This window comes from Streptomyces sp. Xyl84, from assembly GCF_059731885.1.
In genome coordinates this window covers 1318527-1335482 of sequence record NZ_AP029183.1, presented here as the reverse complement: position 1 = coordinate 1335482, position 16956 = coordinate 1318527, and the positions used below count along the sequence as shown (strand labels likewise).

Sequence of the window (16956 nt, the reverse complement as noted above, 5' to 3'; positions counted from 1 at the left end):
GCGCGTACCGGGCGCCGCCCGCCGGGGCCCACTTTTGTTCGCAGCTCTAAGGGCGATAGCGGGCGAGGAGAGCGGCCAGGCCGCAGGGAGCGCAGGGGCCGTGGGGAGTGAGGAGACCGCAAGGGGGGAGGGTGCCACGGGGGCCGGCCGGGACTGACCTCCGCGGTGCGCGGACCGCGCGGCAGGGGCAGGGGCAGGGCGGCAGCGGTCCCGTCTGTCCCCTCCTGCCCCGCCTCCCTGCCCTGCCCGCGTCCCCGTCGTCGTCCCTCCCGGCACCCGCTGCCCGCGTCCCCGCCGGAAGCCACTGCCGGCGTCCCTGCCGGAAGCCACTGCCGGCGCCCCCGCCGGCGTTCCCTCGCACTGCGCCGTCCAGGGGACGCCCCGGCTTCAGGCCGCCCGCTCGGTGGTAGGTCTGGCCGGTGTCCGGGCGCGTCCGCGCGGGTCCCCGGTCACTCGGGCGACGATCAGGAGCGAGCATGGCCTCAGCGCGCACGTCCCGGCCCTCCGGCCGCCGGGGGCACCTGCCCCTGCGGAAACGCTGGCGCCGGGCGCTGCACGAGCACACCGTGCCCACCCAGCGCTCGCTCATGGCGGCCTGGCTCGGCTTCGGCTGCACCTTCGGCACGGCACGGCTGATCACCCACGGCATCCGGGGCAGCTGGCTGCCCTGGGGAAACGTCTCCGCCGACCGGACCCACCTGCACCACTACAACTTCGGTATCGCCACGCTGGCCGGTGTCGGACTGGTGGCCGTCCGCGGTGACGACGCGTATGTCGGCCACCCGGGGATCGGCGCCCTGTACGGCGCGGGTTCGGCGCTGATCGCCGACGAGTTCGCCCTGCTGCTCGACCTCAAGGACGTCTACTGGGCCAGGCAGGGACGCGTCAGTGTGGACGTCTCCCTGGGGATCCTCAGCGCTCTGGGGCTCTATCTGACCGCGGTGCCGTTCTGGCACGAGATCACCAGGGTCACCCGCGACCACCTCCGCGTACACCCGGCCGGCGCCGCCTGACGCCTGCCTCGCGGTCCCGTGCGGCAGGGCACGGCAGGTGCCCGGGGCCGGCCGGTGAGGCGCTGGGCGGTGTCGGTGACGCGGTCCTCCGCGCCTTGCGCCATGGCCGCATCCAGGCCGGCCGGCAGCGCGGCGCACTGCCGGGACCTCCCTCGGGAGGGGGTGGGGTCGCGCGGTTGCCCGCAGGACGGGCGGCGGTGGACCACGGGCCGGCCGGTGACCTCGGTGCCGCCCCGCGCGCCGGCCTGGTCGAGCACCTGGCCGGAGAGGACCGGGTGCCGCGCGAGCGGGTGCGGGCGCAGCCGGCGGAGTTCGCCGGCCTCGTCCTGACGGGCGGCCCGCTGGGGTGAGTCCGCCGGGCCCGGGCGTCGGACAGCGCGCGGCCGGCCCGGCGGGGGCGCGCTCGCCGTTTCCGGTCCGCAGGCCGTACCCGGCGGGGACGGTGATCCATCGAACTCCGGTGCCCCCGTCAGCTCTCAGCCTTCAGTGAAAGAATGGCTTTCCGTTCATATGACCAGGTATCCATGAACAGTGGCATCGAGAACTAGGGGGAGCAGGGAGTGCTCGAACTGCGTGAGATCGAATGCCTCATCACCCTCAGCGAGCAGCTTCACTTCGGCCGGACGGCCCACGAACTCCACATCTCGCAGTCCCGGGTCAGCCGCCTGTTACGGGACGCCGAGCAGAAGGTGGGCGGGCAGCTCTTCGACCGGTCCAGCCGGCATGTGCGGGTGACCGCCCTGGGACAGGTGCTGATCGACCGGCTGCGGCCGCTGTACGAGCAGTTGAACGACGCGTACAGCGAGGCCGTCGCCCAGTCGCGCGGCACCGCGGGCACCACCCGGCTGGGCTTCACCGGCGCCGCCGGCGGCGGGTACGCGGCCAAGCTGATCCGGGCCGCGCGCACCTACGCCCCCGAGTGCCGGATCGTCCTGCGCGAGGTGCCCTGCGTCGACCTGCTCGGGCCGCTGCGGCGCGGCGAGGTGGACGTGCTGGTGGCCCGGCTGCCCATCCGCGAGCCGGATCTGACGGTCGGTCCGGTCCTCGGCCACGAGCCCCGGGTGCTGGCCGTGGCGCTGGACCACCCGCTGGCCGGCCGCGTCTCCGTGCGGATCGAGGACATCGCGGGAGAAACGGTCTTCCGCCTCGCCAACACGGCGCCCGGCTACTGGCGTGACCACCAGGTGCCGCTGGTGACCCCGGCGGGCCGTACGCTGCGGCTCGGGCAGGAGGTGCGGACCTGCCAGGAGATCCTCTCGCTGACGGCGGCGGGCCAGGGCGTCGCACCGCTCGCCGAGTCCGTTGCGCGCTACTACGCCCAGCCCGACGTCGCCTTCGTCCCGATCCGGGACCTGCCGACGACGTCGGTGGCCCTCGTGTGGCGCACCACCGAGGAGAACGCGCGCATCCGCGCCCTCGCCTACTGCGGCCGGCAGCTCGGCGCGGAGAAGGACGTCCTGCTCGACCGGTCGGCGTGACCCGGCGACGCCGTGCGGCACACGGGCACCGCGCGCTGCCGGACACGGCGCCCGGCCTCCGGGAGGGGCGACGGTCCCGGGCCGGGCGCGGGGGCCGGGGCCGGCGGAGGACCGCTGCCGGGAAGGACGGTTGCCGGACGGGACGGCCGCCAGGCCGGTGAAGTGTGGTTGCGGGACCGGCCGCCGGACCGGCGCAAGGCGGTTGGCGGGCCGGTGAAGGACGGTTGCCGGAACGGCCCGGCCGCCGGGCCGGTGGAGGGCGGTCGTGGCGCCGTCCGCCGGTCCGGCCGGTGTCACCCGGCTATGCGGGCCACTTGGGTGAGCGGCCCAGCAGCGCGAGGACGCGGTCCAGCAGCGGGCCGCCGTCCCGGACCGGCAGGGCGGGCCGGAAGGACGCGTCCGGTGCCCGCCGGTTCGGTCCGTCCGGCACCTCCTCCGCGTAGGGCAGTACGGCCGTGAGCGTCTCCTCGTCGAAGGGGGCGGGGATGCTGAGGGTGGCGGCGACGTCCCAGCCGTGCACGACGTAGTCGACGAAGTGGAACCCGATCGCGGTGCGCGCGGGGAACATCTGGCCGCCGCGCACCTGCGGCAGCCAGAACTCGCCGTCGAGCACGCCCTCGCGGGCGAACGCGGCGGTGACCCGGCGGCTGGAGGCGCGGAAGACGCCCGCCGGGTCGTCGTCCACCGGCCGGTCGGCCCAGACGGAGTCGTCGGACACCTCGCCGTCGGCGGCGGCCGCGAATCCGTGGTTCTGGCCGGCCATGTGGGCCAGCAGCTGCCGCAGCGACCACTGCGCGCAGGGCGTGGGCAGGCCCAGCTGGTCCGGCTTGACCTGGTCGACGATGGCCTCGGTGACCTCGAGTGCCCGGCGGTCGAAGGGACGGATGTCAGTCATCGCACTCATCTCTGTTCGGCTCGCTTGGGCAGGGAGCGGCTCTGACCGCGGAACTCGGCGATCACCGTGCCGTCGCTGCGGCGGACGGTGACGTCGTAGATGCCGTTGGCGCCGGACCGGGAGCGTTCGACGGCTTCCGCGACGAGGTCGTCGCCGGCCCTGGCCGGGCGCAGGAACGTCACCTGGGCGGCCTGCGCGACCGTGGTCGCGCCTCGGGTGTTGCAGGCGTAGGCGAAGGCCACGTCGGCGAGGAGGAAGAGGTAGCCGCCGTGGGCCGTGCCGTGGCCGTTGACCATCGTGGGGGCGAGACGCAGGCGGGCGGTGGCCGTGCCCTCCGCGATGCCGTCGACCGTGATGCCGAGGTCCTGGCAGGTGCGGTCCTCGCGGTACATGGCCTCCGCGCGGCCCAGCGGGGTTTCGTCCACCTGTGTGCCCCCAGTGGTCTGTGACGACTCCTCAGTCATCGTAGGCCTTGAGGACCTCGGTCGCCGCCCGCCGGCCGGAACGGACGGCGCCCTCCATGAGTCCGAAGAACTCGGTGCTGGTCTCGGTGCCCGCCCAGTGGACACGGCCGTGCGGGGTGGTGAGGTGGGGGCCGAGGGCGGCCCAGTCGCCGATGCCGAACAGCGCGGCGTAACAGCCCCTGCTGTACTCCTCGTTGATCCAGTCCGTGACGTGGTGGGCGATGGGCTCGGGCAGTTCCGGGAAGAGCCGCCGGGCCTGGGAGACGGCCGCCTCCCGCTGCTCGCGCGGGTCGAGGGCGGCGTACTCGCGGGCCTCGCGTCCCGTGACGAAGCCGGTGAGGATGCCGACGCCGTCGGCGGACGGGGAGTCGTCCACCGTGGACAGCAGCGGCCCGTCGGCGCTGACCGACCAGCCGGACAGCCCGTACTCGCGCCACAGCGGCCGCTCGTAGACCAGGTGCACCTTGACGGCGCAGCCGGGGACGGTGGCGGAGGCCGCGCGGCGCGACGGCAGTCCCGGGCGGTACTCGATGGCGTCGGCGAGCAGCGGCGGTACGGCGACGATCAGCGAGCCGGCCTCGTGGACGCCGCGGTCGGTGTGCACGCGCACCCCGGATACGGTCTCCTCCACCACCCGGACGGGTTCGCCGAGCCGCACCCCCTCGCCCAGTCCGGCGGCGAGCAGTTCGCTCAGGCGGTGGGCGCCGCCGTCGACCCGGTCCTCCTGAGCGCCGCCGGCGAAGGCGTTGAGGAAGCGGATGCCGCCTCCGGACTTGAGGTAGAAGGCCATGTGCAGGACGGACACGTCGGCCGGGTCGGCGGCCATCATCTCGCCCAGGAACAGCGGGAAGAACAGCCGGGCGTCGGGGTGGTCGACGCGCTGCCCGATCCATTCCGCGGCGCTGATCCGGTCCAGGTGCCCGGCGTCGGGGGTGAGCCAGGGCGCGTCGGCGCGCACCGTGCGGGTCACCTCGTCCAGGGCGTCGAAGAGCTGCCCGAGGGCGACCGCGCTCAGCGGCGGGAACCGGCCGTCGCGGCCCTGCGGGCCGCCGCCGACGGAGAACCGGCTCTGTCCGTCGGTGGTGGTGGGCACGGTGGCCAGGCCGAGCCCGGTGATGAGGGCCTTCAGCTCGGTGTGCCGTTCGCCGAGGTAGGCGGCTCCGGCGTCCGCCCACTGGCCCGGGGCCACCTCGATGCCGTGGGTACGGCCGCCCACCCGGTCCCGGGCCTCCAGTACCGTCACCTGCCGTCCGTGGGCGGCGAGTTCGGTGGCGGCGGTGAGTCCGGCGAGTCCTGCTCCGACGATGAGGGTGCTCACGCGCTCACGCTCGCAATCAGCTCGGCCACGGCCCGGGGCGTGGGGGCGTCGAGGAAGGTGTCGATGGTCAGTTCGGGGCCGAGGTCACGGGCGATGGCGCTGATCACCCGGGTGGCGAGCAGGGAGTCCCCGCCCGCGTCGAAGAAGTCGGAGTCGGCGGTGACGTCGTCCGTCTCCAGGACCCGGCGGTAGATCCCTATCACCTGGTCGACGGTGCTGGCCTGTGGGGCGGACATGTGTGTTCTCCTCGGGTTCGCCGGCTCAGGCGCCGGTGGTGTAGCGGTGGTGGGTGCGGCGGCGGTCGACCTTGCCGCTCGGGGTGTGGACGAGTTCCGGCACCACGGTGATGCGGTGGGGCCGCAGGTGGCCGGGGCTGTGCCGGCGCAGGTGGGCGCGGAGTTCGGCGGCGAGATCGGTGCCGTCGTCCGGGCGGCCGGCCGTCACGTAGGCGACCACCACGGTGTGGTCGCCGGCGGCGACACCGGTGGCGGCGGCGGAGGCGACGCCGGGGTGGGCGCACAGATGGGCCTCCACCTCGGCCGGGTCGACGCGGATGCCGCGGACCTTGATCTGGTCGTCGAGCCGTCCCTCGTGGTGCAGTTCGCCCCTCTCGTCGCGCCTGACCCGGTCGCCGGTGCGGAAGTGGCGGACGCCGTCGAGGACGGGGAAGCGTTCGGCGGTGGCCTCCGGCAGGCCGAGGTAGCCGAGGGCGAGGGCGGGCCCGCCGACGAGGAGTTCGCCGTCCTCGCCGATCCGCTCCCGTACGTGCGGCAGGGCGCGGCCGATCGGGGCGGAGCCGTCCTCGGGCGCCCGGGAGTGCGGGCCGTGCAGGTCGCCGGCGTGGGTGACGAGGGTGGTCTCGGTGCAGCCGTAGGTGTTGACGAGCCGGATCCGGTCGGTGCCGGGCAGGGTGCGCCAGTTGCCGAGCCGGGCCCTGCTGGTCGCCTCGCCGCCGATGACGACCGTGCGGACGCTCTCGGGCAGGGCGGTGCCGCCGTCCTCCGTGAGGTGGTGGACCAGTTCGTGCCAGAAGGCGGTGGGCAGGTCGAGGACGCTGACGCGGAGGCGGTCGAGCATGCGCAGGAACCGGGGCAGGGAGCCGCTGTGGGCGTCGGCGTCGAAGACCAGGGTCGCGCCGCGGGTCAGGGTGGGCAGGATCTCCTCGAAGGAGGTGTCCCAGTTCAGCGAGGCGAACTGGAGCACCCGGTCGCCGGGGCCCACTTCGAGCAGCTCGGCGAGGGAGTGGACGGCGGCGGCGACGGCCGCGCGGGGGGTCACCACCGGCTTGGGCCGTCCGGTCGATCCGGAGGTGAACAGCACGTAGGCCGGGTCGTCCGGGGCGGGCGGCAGGGGTTCGAAGGAGCCGTCCGCATCCGGGAGTCCGGGGCCGAGGACGGGCGGGCCGAAGGGTTCCGGGTCCGGGCGCGTGGTGAGCACGGTCCGTATCGCCGCCGTCTCGGCCAGCTCCTTCTTGCGCTCGGCGGTGAAGGCCGGGTCGATGGGGCAGTAGGTGCCGCCGGCGGCGAGGACGCCGAGGAGTGCGGCGACGGTGCCCGCACCGCGGTCGGTGAGCACGCCGACCGTGCCGGGCCGGGGGCCGAGGGCGGTGGCCACCTGGGCGGCGCGGTCGCGCAGGGCGGCGTAGGTCGTGGATCCGGCGGCGTCGACGACGGCGACGGACCGCAGGTGCAGGCCGGCGGTCCGCCAGAAGCGCCGCAGGACGTCCGGGAAGGTCTCGGGCATGAGGGTCTCCGGGGGTCAGAGGTGGTCGGCGTCGGCGGCGCGGGCGGGCTGCGGCGCGGGCGGCAGGCCGCCGTGGGGTGCGGTGGCCGCCTGCTTCTCCGCGCGTCCCTGGACGAGGAGACCCGTGCAGGCCACGACGGCCAGGGCCATCACCGCGACGCTGTACACGGTGGTGGTCGGGCCGAGCCCGTAGCGCTGCACGGCGAGCCCAGCGATCACGGCGGGCACGCTGAAGCCGAGGTAGCACACGACGTACATGCCGGCCATGAGCCCGGCGCGTTCGTCGGGCTCGGCCAGCGGCGCGATCGTCTGGAAGGCGCCGAGGAAGCCGGTGCCGAAGCCGTAGCCGGCGATCACGATGCCGGCGAAGAACAGCGCCGGGGAGGGTACGACCAGGGCGCCGAGGGTGGTGCCGATGCCGATGAGGAAGGCCGCGAAGCCGAGGGTCATGGTGGTGCGCGGCGGCTTGCCGCGGCGCACCAGCGCGCCGACGGCGCCCGACCCGGTCTGGGCGAAGATGACGAGTCCGCCGACCAGATGGCCGCCGAGGCGGAGGGTGTGGGCCGCGATGGACGGGCCGAGCGACATGTACAGTCCGCCCACCGCCCAGACCGCGACGAGGGAGGGGGCCACGGTGAGGAACAGCGGCCGGATCCGGCGCGGCACCGCGAGGCGCGGTACCAGCGACGCGGCCGCGCCGGGCCGCCCGGGGGAGGTCTCCGGCAGCAGCGGGGTGACGAGCGCGGCGAGCGCGAACGCCGCCAGCAGCAGCGCGTAGACCAGGACCTTCGGCGCGGGCGCGTACTCCACGAGGAGTCCGGAGCCCAGGGCGCCGAGCGCCAGGCCGGCGATCGGCGCCAGGCTGTTGACCAGCGGGCCCAGCCGCGGCCGGTGCGGTGGTTGCAGGTCGAGCAGCGCGGAGCTGGTCGCCCCGGTCGCCGCGCCGGTGGCGAGGCCCTGGGCGGCACGCGCGGCGAGCAGCGGCCCGACCCCGTCGGCGGTGATGAACAGCAGCATGCTCACCACCTCCACGACCAGGGCGGCGCCCAGGACCTTGCGGCGGCCGATGTGGTCGGACAGCTTGCCCACCACCAGCAGCGCCGCGAGGAGTGTGAGCGCGTACATCGCGAAGATCGCGGTGAGCATGCCCGCGGAGAAGTGCCACTGACCCTGGTAGACGGCGTACAGCGGCGAGGGTGCGCTCGACGCGAACAGCAGCAGGCACTGGACGGTGGCGATCAGCCAGAAGGCGAACGGCCGGGAGAGTCCGGCCCTGCGGTGCGTCCCGCTCATACGGCGGCCACCTCCCGTGCCCGCCGCGTGCGCCCTGCCTGTACGAGCGCCGTCGCCCGTGCCCGGCGCGGGCACCCCGCCCGCACGCCGGCCGCCTCACGTACCCGGCGCGGGCACCCCGCAGGTACGCCGGCCATCCCGCGTACCCGAGGCGTGCGCCCCGCAGGTACGCCGGCCGCCTCACGTACCCGAGGCGTGCGCCCCGTCCGTACGACCGCCGCCGGCCCGGGCCGTTCGTCGTGTGTCACTGCTGTCCCTCCGCCTGCTGCCGCGTCCACTCCGTGCACCCGCCTCCTTCAGCCCGCCGGACCGGTGACCAGGGCCGAGGCGTGGCGCGTACGCAGCTCGCGCTTGAGGACCTTGCCGGTCGGACCCGTGGGATAGTCGTCGCCGCCGCGGGCCACGGACACCGCCGCCAGCGGGTGCAGCCCGGCGGCCGTCAGCTCCCGGTTGGCGGCCTCGCGTATCCCCGCCGGGTCGCTGAGCGGGCTGTCCGCCTGCAACCGGACCACCGCGAGGGGCAGTTGACCCTCACCGGAGGGCGCGGGCACCCCGATCACCGCGCAGTCCTGGACGACGTCGGCCAGATCGGCGATCAGCACCTCCTCCAGCGGCAGGCTGTGCACCGGACCGCCGGCCGTGTGGATCACGTCCGCGGTCCGGTCCAGGTGGTAGAAGCGGCCGTCGGGCCTGCGTACCGCCACGTCACCGGTCAGCCAGTAGCCGGCCAGCTCACTGCTCGCGGTCAGCGCGGGGTCGTTCCAGTAGCCCGGGGTGCGGGTCGGTGTCTTCACGCCGAGGAGGCCCACGGTGCCGTCGGGCACCTCGTTGCCGTCGTCGTCCAGCACCGCCGCCTTCTCCACCACCTCGACGGGCATCCCGACACAGCGGTCGTCGCGTTCCGACTCCGGCGTGGTGACCTGGCCGAAGAGCGCCATGCCCATCTCGGAGGAGCCGAGCCCGTCGATGTAGCGGGACCCGGGCAGGGACGTGGCCCCGGCGTCCCCCTTCGGCAGCAGCCACGGCTGGATCAGCCCCACCGGCCGCTCGCCGAGGCTCACCAGCCTCCGGATGTGCCCGTAGTGCGCGCTGTCCCCGGTGTTGAACCAGGTGTGCACCTTCGCGGCCCCCTTCACCGGCAGCTCGCCGGTGGCCAGTTCCACGAACGTGCGCGGGAAGGAGGCGACCATGGTCGGCTGGAAGACCTCCATCACCGGTTCCACCGCGCTGCGCCGCCAGTCGGCCATGGTCAGCGTCGGCAGTCCGAGCAGGATGGTGGTCAGCAGATAGCTGAGACCGCCCGCGTGCGTGTGCGGCATCAGCGACAGCAGCCGGTCGTACGGCTCGGCCGGGAAGCGCACCATCCGGGCCTCCTTGCCGACCCAGAACTGGTGGTGCGCCACCTGCGTCGACTTCGGGGTGCCGGTGGTGCCCGAGGAGTGGATGAGCGCGACCACCTCGTCGGCCGCGTGCCGGTACGGGTACGGGTCGGGCAGCGAGCCGGAGCCGGGGTCATGGGCGCGTACCTCGGCGCTGGGCACGATGAACCGGGGGCGCGGCCGGCCCGGCCGGTAGGTCGCGCCGATCGGGCGCGGGTCGTCGGCCACCACCCCGGTCACGCCCACATGGTCGAGATAGCGCCGGGCCGTGGTGACCGGCATCGCGTCGTTGACGAGCGCGGGGATCGCGCCGAGCGAGGTCAGCGCCAGGAAGTGCAGGATCGGCTGGAGTCCCTCGGCGATGTACAGCGCCACCGGTTCGCCCGGCCGGACCCCGTTGGTCCAGTACCAGCGGGCGTACTGGTCGCGGATCGCGGCCAGCTCCCGCAGGCTGTACCCGCGCAGCACGACGTGACCGCGCGCGTCCAGGCGGTGGTCGTACACCAGCGGCGCGTCCAGGTTGGGGTTGTGCCGCAGCGCGTGCTCCAGGAAGTTGCCGGCACCCAGGTCGGGGTCGGTCATGAACTTCTCGCGCACGGACAGGGGGGCGACGGGGCTGTTCCCGGTCACTGGGCCTCCCCCTGGGCGACGGCGACGGAAGGCCGGCCGGCGGCCGCGGTCCCCGCCGGGGACCGGCCGTGCCGGCGCCACCACTGCTGCCCTTCGGGCCTGAGCGTCTGGATCGGGTCGTAGTACTCGTGCGTCCTCGCGAGCGCGTACGGGTCGTCCTGCTCGATCGAGGTCAGGTAGTTCTTGGTCCAGTACGAGATGCCGCGCTCGCGGTCGTAGTGGTCGACCTGGTGCACCCAGCGCTTGCCGACGAACGGCACGTCGCACACCAGCCGCGGCGTCGCGAACCCGGGCAGGTACCCCATGATCGCCTGCTGCAACTGCTGGGCCTCGCCCAGCGACACCCGCCAGTGCTCGGCGTTGGGGGTCATGTCGCAGAGGTAGAAGTAGTACGGCATCACTCCCGCGCCGTCGAGCAGCGCGAAGCACAGGTCGAGCAGCCGCTGCGAGGTGTCGTTCACCCCGCGCATCAGCACGCCCTGGTTGCGCACGTCGCGCACTCCGAGGTCGAACAGTGTGCGGGCCGCCTCGGCATTGAGCTGGGTGACCTGCTGGGCGCTGTTGACGTGCGTGTGCACGGCCAGGCTCACTCCGCGCTTGCGGGCCGTCTCGGCGAGGGTGCTCACGGTGCGGCGGGCCTCGTCGGAGAGCCAGTGCTGCGGAAGGTCCATCAGCGCCTTCGACGCCAGCCGGATGTCGCGTATGTGCTCCAGTTCCAGGAGCGCCGAGACGAAGGACTCCAGACGCGGCCAGGGAACGTTGGCCACATCCCCGCCGGACACCACCACATCACGCACGGTGGGAGTACGGCGGAGATAATCCAGCATCGCCGCATAGCGGTCCGGCTGTTTGGCCGAGAACCTCATTTTGGAGATCTGCGGGGTGGAATTCCCCACCAGGTCCATTCGCGTGCAATGGCCGCAGTACTGGGGGCAGGTGGACACCAGTTCCGCCAGTACCTTGGTGGGGTAGCGGTGGGTCAGGCCCTCCGCCGTCCACATCTCGGCCTCGTGCAGCGAGTCCCGGGACGCGTACGGGTGGGACGGCCACTCGGGATCGCGGTCGGAGAGCACCGGCATCATGTGCCGGCGCACGGGGTCCGCGTACATCGCCTCGGTGCCCGGGACGTCGTCCGGCACCATCATGCTCAGCACGTAGGGAGGCAGGAGGAGGGACATCGTGGCCCGCTCCGCCTGGTCACGCTCCAGATCACGGTAGAAGTCGCCGGAGAGCAGATCGCCGTAGACCGCTTCCAGTTGCCGCACGTTCTTGACGCAGTGCACACGCTGCCACTGCGGGTCGCGCCATTGCTCCGGGGTGACCTCGCGCCATCCGGGAATCCGGCGCCAGTCCGGTTCGGTCAGTTCTCTGCGTCGATAGGCATAGGGCTGGTGAGGCATGCTTCCCCCAGGGGAATAAGGGTGGAGAGCCCAATCAGGGAGCCGTGGATTCGCCCGTGTGCCGTGAAGTCGCCCATGCAAGGCGGAACGCCCCCCGTTGAATCAGGCATATGTCCTGCCGCTGACAAGATCCTCACCCAGGCTCAAGGGGCGATCAAGCGCGGAATCCGCATCGATCGATGCGTCGTGCAACTCGATGCAGGTGAGAGGGGACGGCTGCCGGCGGGGGGTTCACGGCGTGTTCATCTTCCCCGCGGGAGCGGACGGCTGTCGTATACCGGTCCTTCCCGGGACGGGTCAAGACGCCCGGCAGGACAGGGCGGTTTCACGTGAAACAGGGCGTTGTGTCCGGTGGGCGGCCATGGAGCCGGCCCGCGCTTCTGCGGCCGACGGCCTCAAGTCCCTCGCCACCGTCCTGCTCATCCTCGGCGGCGCCGGCGCGTCCCAGCAGGTGCTCCGGGTCTCCGGCACCGGGGATGCCATCGCCTCCGCGGCCGCGGGAGCCCACCGCGACGTGACCCTGCTCGGCCCGGATCGCGGCGCTGCTGTCCCTGAGCACGGGTTCGGCCACCGTCGGCGTCGTCTGCGCCACCGGCATCGTCGCCCCGGGTGGGTGCACCGCACCCACGCCCCCGCCCCGGGATGGATCTAGCGTGGCGGACATGGAAAGCGACAACCAGCTCGGTGACTACCTGCGTGCCCGCCGCGCGATGATCACGCCGCGGGACGTCGGCCTGCTCGACGGCGGGGAACGGCGGGTGCCGGGGCTGCGGCGGGACGAGGTGGCGCTGCTGGCCGGGGTGAGCACGGACTACTACATCCGCCTGGAGCAGGGCCGTGAGCGCAACCCGTCCGAGCAGGTGCTCCGGGCGATCGCCGCGGCACTGCGGCTGGACGGTGCCGCGGCCGGGCACCTGTTCCGGCTCGGTCTGCCCGTCTTCGCCACGGCGGCCGCGGCGCCGGCCGTCGCCCCGGAACTGGTGCGGCTGCTGGACGGCCTGCGCGACGTGCCGGCCTTCGTGGTCGGCGCGGCGCAGGACGTGCTGGCGGCCAACGCGATGGCGCGCGAGCTGTACCGCGGGTTCGCCCGGTACGACAACCTGCTGCGGATGATCTTCCTCGATCCGTTCGCGCGGGAGTTCTACGTCGACTGGGACAGGGCGGCGCACACCGCGGTGGGCAACCTGCGGGCGTCCTCCTCGCAGTTCCCCGACGACGAGCGGATCGAGCGGATCGTCGGCGAGCTGAGCGTGCGCAGCCCCGCCTTCACCGGCCTGTGGGCACGGTACGAGGTCCGGCCCCGCACGCAGGAGGACAAGCACTTCCGTCACTCCCGCGTCGGGGAACTGCGGCTGCACTTCGAGGCGCTGGCCGTCACCAGCGCCCCGGGCCAGCACCTGTCCGTCTACAGCGCGGAACCCGGCAGCCCCAGTGCCGACGCCCTGCTCCTGCTCCGCCGGCCGGCCGAACAGGGCCCGGCCCCCGCCGACCGGGACACCGCCGCGGAGGAAGGGCACGCCCGGTCACCGGATCACGACCGCCCACGGCGTCCGTCCGCCCCAGGGGGCGCCGCGCCCGTCGGACTCACCGGCGCCGGGTGACCCGCTCCCCGCGGGGCCGGCCGCCGCTCTCCGCACCGGCCGGCTCCCCCTCCCCCACCCCTCCCCACTCACTCACCGAAGAAGGCACCTCGAACCATGCTGCTCCCCTCCACCGAGGCAGGCCGGGGACGGCCCGTCGTCCTGCTGCACGCCCGGCCCACCGACCGCACCATGTGGGACGCCCACCTCCCGCTGCTCGCCGGGGCCGGTGTACGGGCCATCGCCCTGGACCTGCCCGGCCACGGCGACGCGACCGTGCCCGACGGCCGCGAGGTGGCCCCCTGGTCGGACGTGCTCGACACGCTCGGCCACCTCGGGGCCGACCGTTTCGTGCTCGCCGGGAACTCACTGGGCGCCCTGGTGGCGCTCCAGACCGCCGTCACGGCACCCGAGCGGGTGGAGGGCCTGGTCCTGGTCGGGTACCGGCCCCACGACCAGCCCGCCTCCCCGCGTCTGGACGCCGCCTGGGAGGCCGAACGGACGGCGCTGGCCGCCGGCGACCTGGACGCCGCGGTGAAGGCCGGCGTCGAGGCGTGGACCTCGGCCGGGGCGGCCGAGGAGGTACGCGGCCACGCCGCCCGTATGCTCCGCCGCCGACTGACCGACCAGCTCACCCACGGCGAACCGCCCCAGGCGGCGGACCCCCTCGGCACCGGCCCGGCGGCGCTGCGCACGCTCAGGGGCGTGCCCGCTCTGGTCGGCGTCGGTGAGCACGACCTGCCCGACTTCCACGAGGGCGGCGAGGGCCTGGCCCGCGACCTCGGTGCGGATCGGACCGCCGTCATCCCCGGCGCCGGGCATCTCGCGCCGCTGGAACAGCCCGCGGCGTTCTGCGCCCTGCTGCTGGACTTCGTCCGCCGCCTCCCGTAGCAGTCGCCGCCCGCGCACAGGTAGGACCCGCCCCTGGCCGGCCCGGCTCGGTCATGGGCGGGTCGCAGCGGGGCGCGGTTCGGGGACCGCACCGCTGGAGGCGCGCCGGCCGGCGCCCCGGGACGACGGCACGACGGTCACCGCACAGCGGTTGCGCGGCGGCCTCCGACGTCTCACCGGTACTGGGGAGTCAGGGCCGGGAGGTCCGGGCGGGCTCATGGTCGCGGGCGCCGGACACGTCGTGCCCCGCCGGGGCCGGTGGTCGCGGGCGCCGGACACGTCGTGCGCCGCCGGGGCCTGCGGACATCCTCTAGCCGTCGATGTCCAGGGCCGTCCCGTAGAGCCGCTCGACCGCCAGCCGGATGACGACCCTGCGCTCGGCGACCTGTTGCGCCAGGAACGCGTCCTCGTCCTCGGGCTTCGCGGCCGCCGGGATCATCGCGAGCAGTTCCCGCCCGACCGCGTCCCCGGGAACCGTCGTGGCCTCGGACGTCTGCGCCGTGCCCTCGGCGACGGCGAACGACCAGACGTCGCCGCCCTGCACGTGCAGGGCCGCGTGCGGGTCGCGCCGGAGGTGCTTGACCTTGATGCGGTCGGCCGTGGTCGACAGCCGGACGACGCGGGCCTCGGGGTCCCAGCTGTAGAGCATGGTGGTCAGGTGCGGGTGGCCGCTTCGCTTGACGGTGGCGAGGGTCCCGAACTGCTGCTTCGCGAGCAGGTCGGAGAGGGCTTCGTCGGACAGGGGGCGGGGCGCGGGTCCTTGAGTCATGCTGCGATCAACTTCCGCGCCGGGCACGGCATTCCACGTCCTCACCGACCGGTCCGGCATTCCACGGCCTCACCGACGTGACCGAAGGGTTGCGAGGCGAGGGCCCGCCCGCACCCGGCACCGCGTCGGCGCCCGCACCGGTACAGCCGGACCGTGACCAACCATGATCAACCGGGGCGGACGCGTCGCGTCCGCCCCGGTTGGGACCCCAAGTCCAGCGCGCCGCCCTGTCGTTGCTGCCCTATCGTTGGCTGATGCGCACGCACTCCATCGACCGCCCGGCCGATCTCGACACGGTCCGTGAGTCCTACGACCGCGTGGCCGACAACTACGCCCACATGGTGCAGACGACGGGAATGGGCGACATCCGCCGCGATCCGTGGCTCAAGGCGTCGATCGACGCCTTCGCCGACACGGTGGGCGACCTGGGTCCCGTCCTCGACGTCGGCTGCGGCCCCGGCACGGTGACCGCCTACCTCGCCGAACGCGGACTCGACGTGTCCGGGGTGGACCTCTCCCCCCGCATGATCGAGAACGCGCGCCGTCTCCATCCGCAGTGCCGCTTCAGCGTCTCCTCCGCCACCGACCTCGACCTCGCGGAGGCGTCCCTGGGCGGTGTGCTCGGATGGTGGTCGCTGTTCAACCTCCCCCGTGACGTCCTGCCGCAGGTCCTCGGCATGTTCGCCCGCGCGTTGAAGCCGGGCGGCCACTTCATCACCGGCACCCACGTCGGCGAGGAGGACCTCGTGCGCACCGAGGCCTACGGCGGCGTCCCCGTTCGCTGGACGACGCACAAATGGCGGCCGGAGCAGTTCGTGGAGCTGATCGAGCAGGCCGGACTGAGTCCGGTCGCCGAACTGCGGCTCCCCCCGGACGAGCACAGCGGACCGAGTGTGGTGGTCATGGCCAAGCGCTGCGGCTGACCGGGCCGCTAGGCCCTGTCGACAATTTCCCGCCTGCCTCGCGACGCCATGCACGCACTCTCGCCGCACCGGGCCCAGACCCGAGTACATCCAGTACGAGGGTCAGGGCCCGGCACGCCGAGAGCACGCACCTGACGCCGCGAGGCCCGCCCTCCGGGCGGACGACGGGAATGTGACGACAGGACCTAGCCCTCCGGGTGCGCCTCACGGCCGGCCGTCCGGCGGGCGATGTCGACGTATTCCGCGACGAGCGTGCCGCGCCGCGCACTCCTCCAGGCCAGGCACACGTGGGACGGGGCCAGGCCGTCGACGAGGACGTGGGTGATGTCGGGGCGGCCGAAGTACAGGGCGGTCGAGAGCGGGACCACCACGACACCGCGTCCCGCGGCGACGTGCTCCAGCAGTTCCTCGATGTTCCGTGCGCCGGGGACCGGCGGCCCCGCGTGCTCTTCCGGCGACGCGGGGGACACCGGGGACCCAGGGGACGCCACGGGCGCCGGAGACGCCGTGGACGCTGAGGGATCGTCGCGTCGGTCGGGCACGCCGTCGAGAAGCATGCGTTCGGCCGCCAGCTCGGCGACGTGCACCCTCTCGCGCTCCGCGAGCCGGTGACCGGCCGGCAACTCGACCACCAGCGGCTCGCTGAACAACAGCTCGGTGGACAGGCCGTGCGTGCCGACAGGCAGCCGCAGGTGTCCGACGTCGACCCGGCCGTCCCTGACGAAGTCGGCCCGGTGCGGGTAGTCCATGCGGACCACCTCCACCAGGACCTCGGGGTGGCGCGCGGAGAACTCGCGGACGGCGGGGGCGATGGACACGCCGGGCGTGAACCCGACCGTGAACCTGCGCAGGCCCGCGGCCACGTCGCGGACGCGGCGGCGGGCGGCCTGCGCCGCCGCGAGCAGACCGAGAGCTTCCTCCAGCATCGCCTCACCGGCCTCGGTGAGCCGGGTCCCCCTGGTGTCCCGGTCGAACAGGGTGACCTTCAGGTCGGCTTCCAGCGACCGGATCTGGCGGGACAGGACCGGTTGCGCGACGTGCAGGGCTTCGGCGGCACGGACGAAGCTCTCGTGCTCGGCGACGGCGACGAAGTAGCGCACTTTGCGCAGGTCCAGGTCCACAACCCGTCCTCCTGCCCTGCGGTGATGCTCTCAGGGTATGACAGCGGCCGTGCAAGGTC

At 73.7% G+C, this 16956-nt stretch carries 17 protein-coding genes; 7 read left to right on the top strand and 10 right to left on the bottom strand.

What is annotated here, in order from left to right:
* Nucleotides 1-476 precede the first annotated feature (476 nt).
* The 3 genes from AC6I72_RS37235 (at nt 477) to AC6I72_RS37225 (ending at nt 2491) form a co-directional block, all read left to right on the top strand.
* Nucleotides 477-1013, top strand: a complete 537-nt coding sequence (locus AC6I72_RS37235; protein ID WP_498006185.1) for a hypothetical protein — start codon at nt 477-479, stop codon at nt 1011-1013.
* A 197-nt stretch (nt 1014-1210) separates the two neighbouring features.
* Nucleotides 1211-1363, top strand: coding sequence for a hypothetical protein (locus AC6I72_RS37230; RefSeq protein ID WP_498006183.1), 153 nt, complete (start codon nt 1211-1213; stop codon nt 1361-1363).
* A 210-nt stretch (nt 1364-1573) separates the two neighbouring features.
* Complete coding sequence (locus AC6I72_RS37225) at nt 1574-2491, top strand: LysR family transcriptional regulator (RefSeq protein ID WP_498006181.1); 918 nt, start codon at nt 1574-1576, stop codon at nt 2489-2491.
* Nucleotides 2492-2792: 301 nt separating this feature from the next.
* Here the strand turns inward: AC6I72_RS37225 and AC6I72_RS37220 are convergent, their stop codons facing one another.
* The 8 genes from AC6I72_RS37220 to AC6I72_RS37185 all read right to left on the bottom strand — a co-directional run bounded on the left by AC6I72_RS37220 (nt 2793) and on the right by AC6I72_RS37185 (nt 11613).
* On the bottom strand, nt 2793-3386 hold the full coding sequence (locus tag AC6I72_RS37220; protein WP_498006179.1) for a TIGR03086 family metal-binding protein: 594 nt from the start codon (nt 3384-3386) through the stop codon (nt 2793-2795).
* A 5-nt stretch (nt 3387-3391) separates the two neighbouring features.
* Entirely contained in the window at nt 3392-3811 is a 420-nt protein-coding gene (gene paaI / locus AC6I72_RS37215; RefSeq protein WP_498006177.1) for a hydroxyphenylacetyl-CoA thioesterase PaaI, read from the bottom strand.
* Between the two features lie 31 nt (nt 3812-3842).
* Nucleotides 3843-5168, bottom strand: coding sequence for a flavin monoamine oxidase family protein (locus tag AC6I72_RS37210; RefSeq protein WP_498006176.1), 1326 nt, complete (start codon nt 5166-5168; stop codon nt 3843-3845).
* Nucleotides 5165-5404 carry an acyl carrier protein gene (locus AC6I72_RS37205; RefSeq protein ID WP_498006174.1) on the bottom strand — a complete coding sequence of 80 codons (240 nt, stop codon included), beginning with the start codon at nt 5402-5404 and terminating at the stop codon, nt 5165-5167. The genes AC6I72_RS37210 and AC6I72_RS37205 overlap by 4 nt, the downstream gene beginning before the upstream one ends.
* A 25-nt stretch (nt 5405-5429) precedes the next feature.
* Complete coding sequence (locus tag AC6I72_RS37200; RefSeq protein WP_498006172.1) at nt 5430-6911, bottom strand: amino acid adenylation domain-containing protein; 1482 nt, start codon at nt 6909-6911, stop codon at nt 5430-5432.
* Nucleotides 6912-6926: 15 nt separating this feature from the next.
* A complete protein-coding gene (locus AC6I72_RS37195; RefSeq protein ID WP_498006171.1) occupies nt 6927-8204 on the bottom strand; it encodes an MFS transporter in 1278 nt (425 codons plus the stop codon).
* Between the two features lie 296 nt (nt 8205-8500).
* Entirely contained in the window at nt 8501-10213 is a 1713-nt protein-coding gene (locus AC6I72_RS37190) for a class I adenylate-forming enzyme family protein (protein WP_498006169.1), read from the bottom strand.
* The gene (locus AC6I72_RS37185) at nt 10210-11613 is read right to left on the bottom strand and encodes a KamA family radical SAM protein (protein WP_498006168.1); all 1404 of its coding nucleotides are present in this window, start codon (nt 11611-11613) and stop codon (nt 10210-10212) included. Before AC6I72_RS37185 ends, AC6I72_RS37190 begins: the two co-directional genes overlap by 4 nt.
* A gap of 361 nt (nt 11614-11974) precedes the next feature.
* Between AC6I72_RS37185 and AC6I72_RS37180 the strand changes: the two genes are divergently transcribed.
* From AC6I72_RS37180 to AC6I72_RS37170, 3 genes are all read left to right on the top strand, one after another.
* Nucleotides 11975-12265 carry a GntT/GntP/DsdX family permease gene (locus tag AC6I72_RS37180; RefSeq protein WP_498006166.1) on the top strand — a complete coding sequence of 97 codons (291 nt, stop codon included), beginning with the start codon at nt 11975-11977 and terminating at the stop codon, nt 12263-12265.
* 10 nt (nt 12266-12275) lie between these two features.
* Nucleotides 12276-13214: a helix-turn-helix domain-containing protein gene (locus AC6I72_RS37175; RefSeq protein WP_498006165.1), complete on the top strand. Its 939-nt coding sequence runs from the start codon at nt 12276-12278 to the stop codon at nt 13212-13214.
* A gap of 96 nt (nt 13215-13310) precedes the next feature.
* Nucleotides 13311-14084, top strand: a complete 774-nt coding sequence (locus AC6I72_RS37170; protein WP_498006163.1) for an alpha/beta fold hydrolase — start codon at nt 13311-13313, stop codon at nt 14082-14084.
* 310 nt (nt 14085-14394) lie between these two features.
* Here the strand turns inward: AC6I72_RS37170 and AC6I72_RS37165 are convergent, their stop codons facing one another.
* Nucleotides 14395-14853, bottom strand: a complete 459-nt coding sequence (locus AC6I72_RS37165) for a PPOX class F420-dependent oxidoreductase (protein WP_498006162.1) — start codon at nt 14851-14853, stop codon at nt 14395-14397.
* 254 nt (nt 14854-15107) lie between these two features.
* On the opposite strand from AC6I72_RS37165, the gene AC6I72_RS37160 reads away from it, so the two are divergent.
* Nucleotides 15108-15776, top strand: a complete 669-nt coding sequence (locus tag AC6I72_RS37160) for a class I SAM-dependent methyltransferase (protein WP_498006161.1) — start codon at nt 15108-15110, stop codon at nt 15774-15776.
* A 185-nt stretch (nt 15777-15961) separates the two neighbouring features.
* Here the strand turns inward: AC6I72_RS37160 and AC6I72_RS37155 are convergent, their stop codons facing one another.
* Complete coding sequence (locus AC6I72_RS37155) at nt 15962-16897, bottom strand: LysR family transcriptional regulator (protein WP_498006159.1); 936 nt, start codon at nt 16895-16897, stop codon at nt 15962-15964.
* Between the last annotated feature and the right edge of the window lie 59 nt (nt 16898-16956).

Coding starts and splice junctions, on each gene's coding strand:
- AC6I72_RS37180 (WP_498006166.1), top strand. CDS start 11,975: ATGGAGCCGGCCCGCGCTTCTGCGGCCGACGGCCTCAAGTCCCTCGCC.
- AC6I72_RS37195 (WP_498006171.1), bottom strand. CDS start 8,204: ATGAGCGGGACGCACCGCAGGGCCGGACTCTCCCGGCCGTTCGCCTTC.
- AC6I72_RS37220 (WP_498006179.1), bottom strand. CDS start 3,386: ATGACTGACATCCGTCCCTTCGACCGCCGGGCACTCGAGGTCACCGAG.
- AC6I72_RS37200 (WP_498006172.1), bottom strand. CDS start 6,911: ATGCCCGAGACCTTCCCGGACGTCCTGCGGCGCTTCTGGCGGACCGCC.
- AC6I72_RS37175 (WP_498006165.1), top strand. CDS start 12,276: ATGGAAAGCGACAACCAGCTCGGTGACTACCTGCGTGCCCGCCGCGCG.
- AC6I72_RS37185 (WP_498006168.1), bottom strand. CDS start 11,613: ATGCCTCACCAGCCCTATGCCTATCGACGCAGAGAACTGACCGAACCG.
- AC6I72_RS37165 (WP_498006162.1), bottom strand. CDS start 14,853: ATGACTCAAGGACCCGCGCCCCGCCCCCTGTCCGACGAAGCCCTCTCC.
- AC6I72_RS37205 (WP_498006174.1), bottom strand. CDS start 5,404: ATGTCCGCCCCACAGGCCAGCACCGTCGACCAGGTGATAGGGATCTAC.
- AC6I72_RS37170 (WP_498006163.1), top strand. CDS start 13,311: ATGCTGCTCCCCTCCACCGAGGCAGGCCGGGGACGGCCCGTCGTCCTG.
- AC6I72_RS37235 (WP_498006185.1), top strand. CDS start 477: ATGGCCTCAGCGCGCACGTCCCGGCCCTCCGGCCGCCGGGGGCACCTG.
- AC6I72_RS37160 (WP_498006161.1), top strand. CDS start 15,108: ATGCGCACGCACTCCATCGACCGCCCGGCCGATCTCGACACGGTCCGT.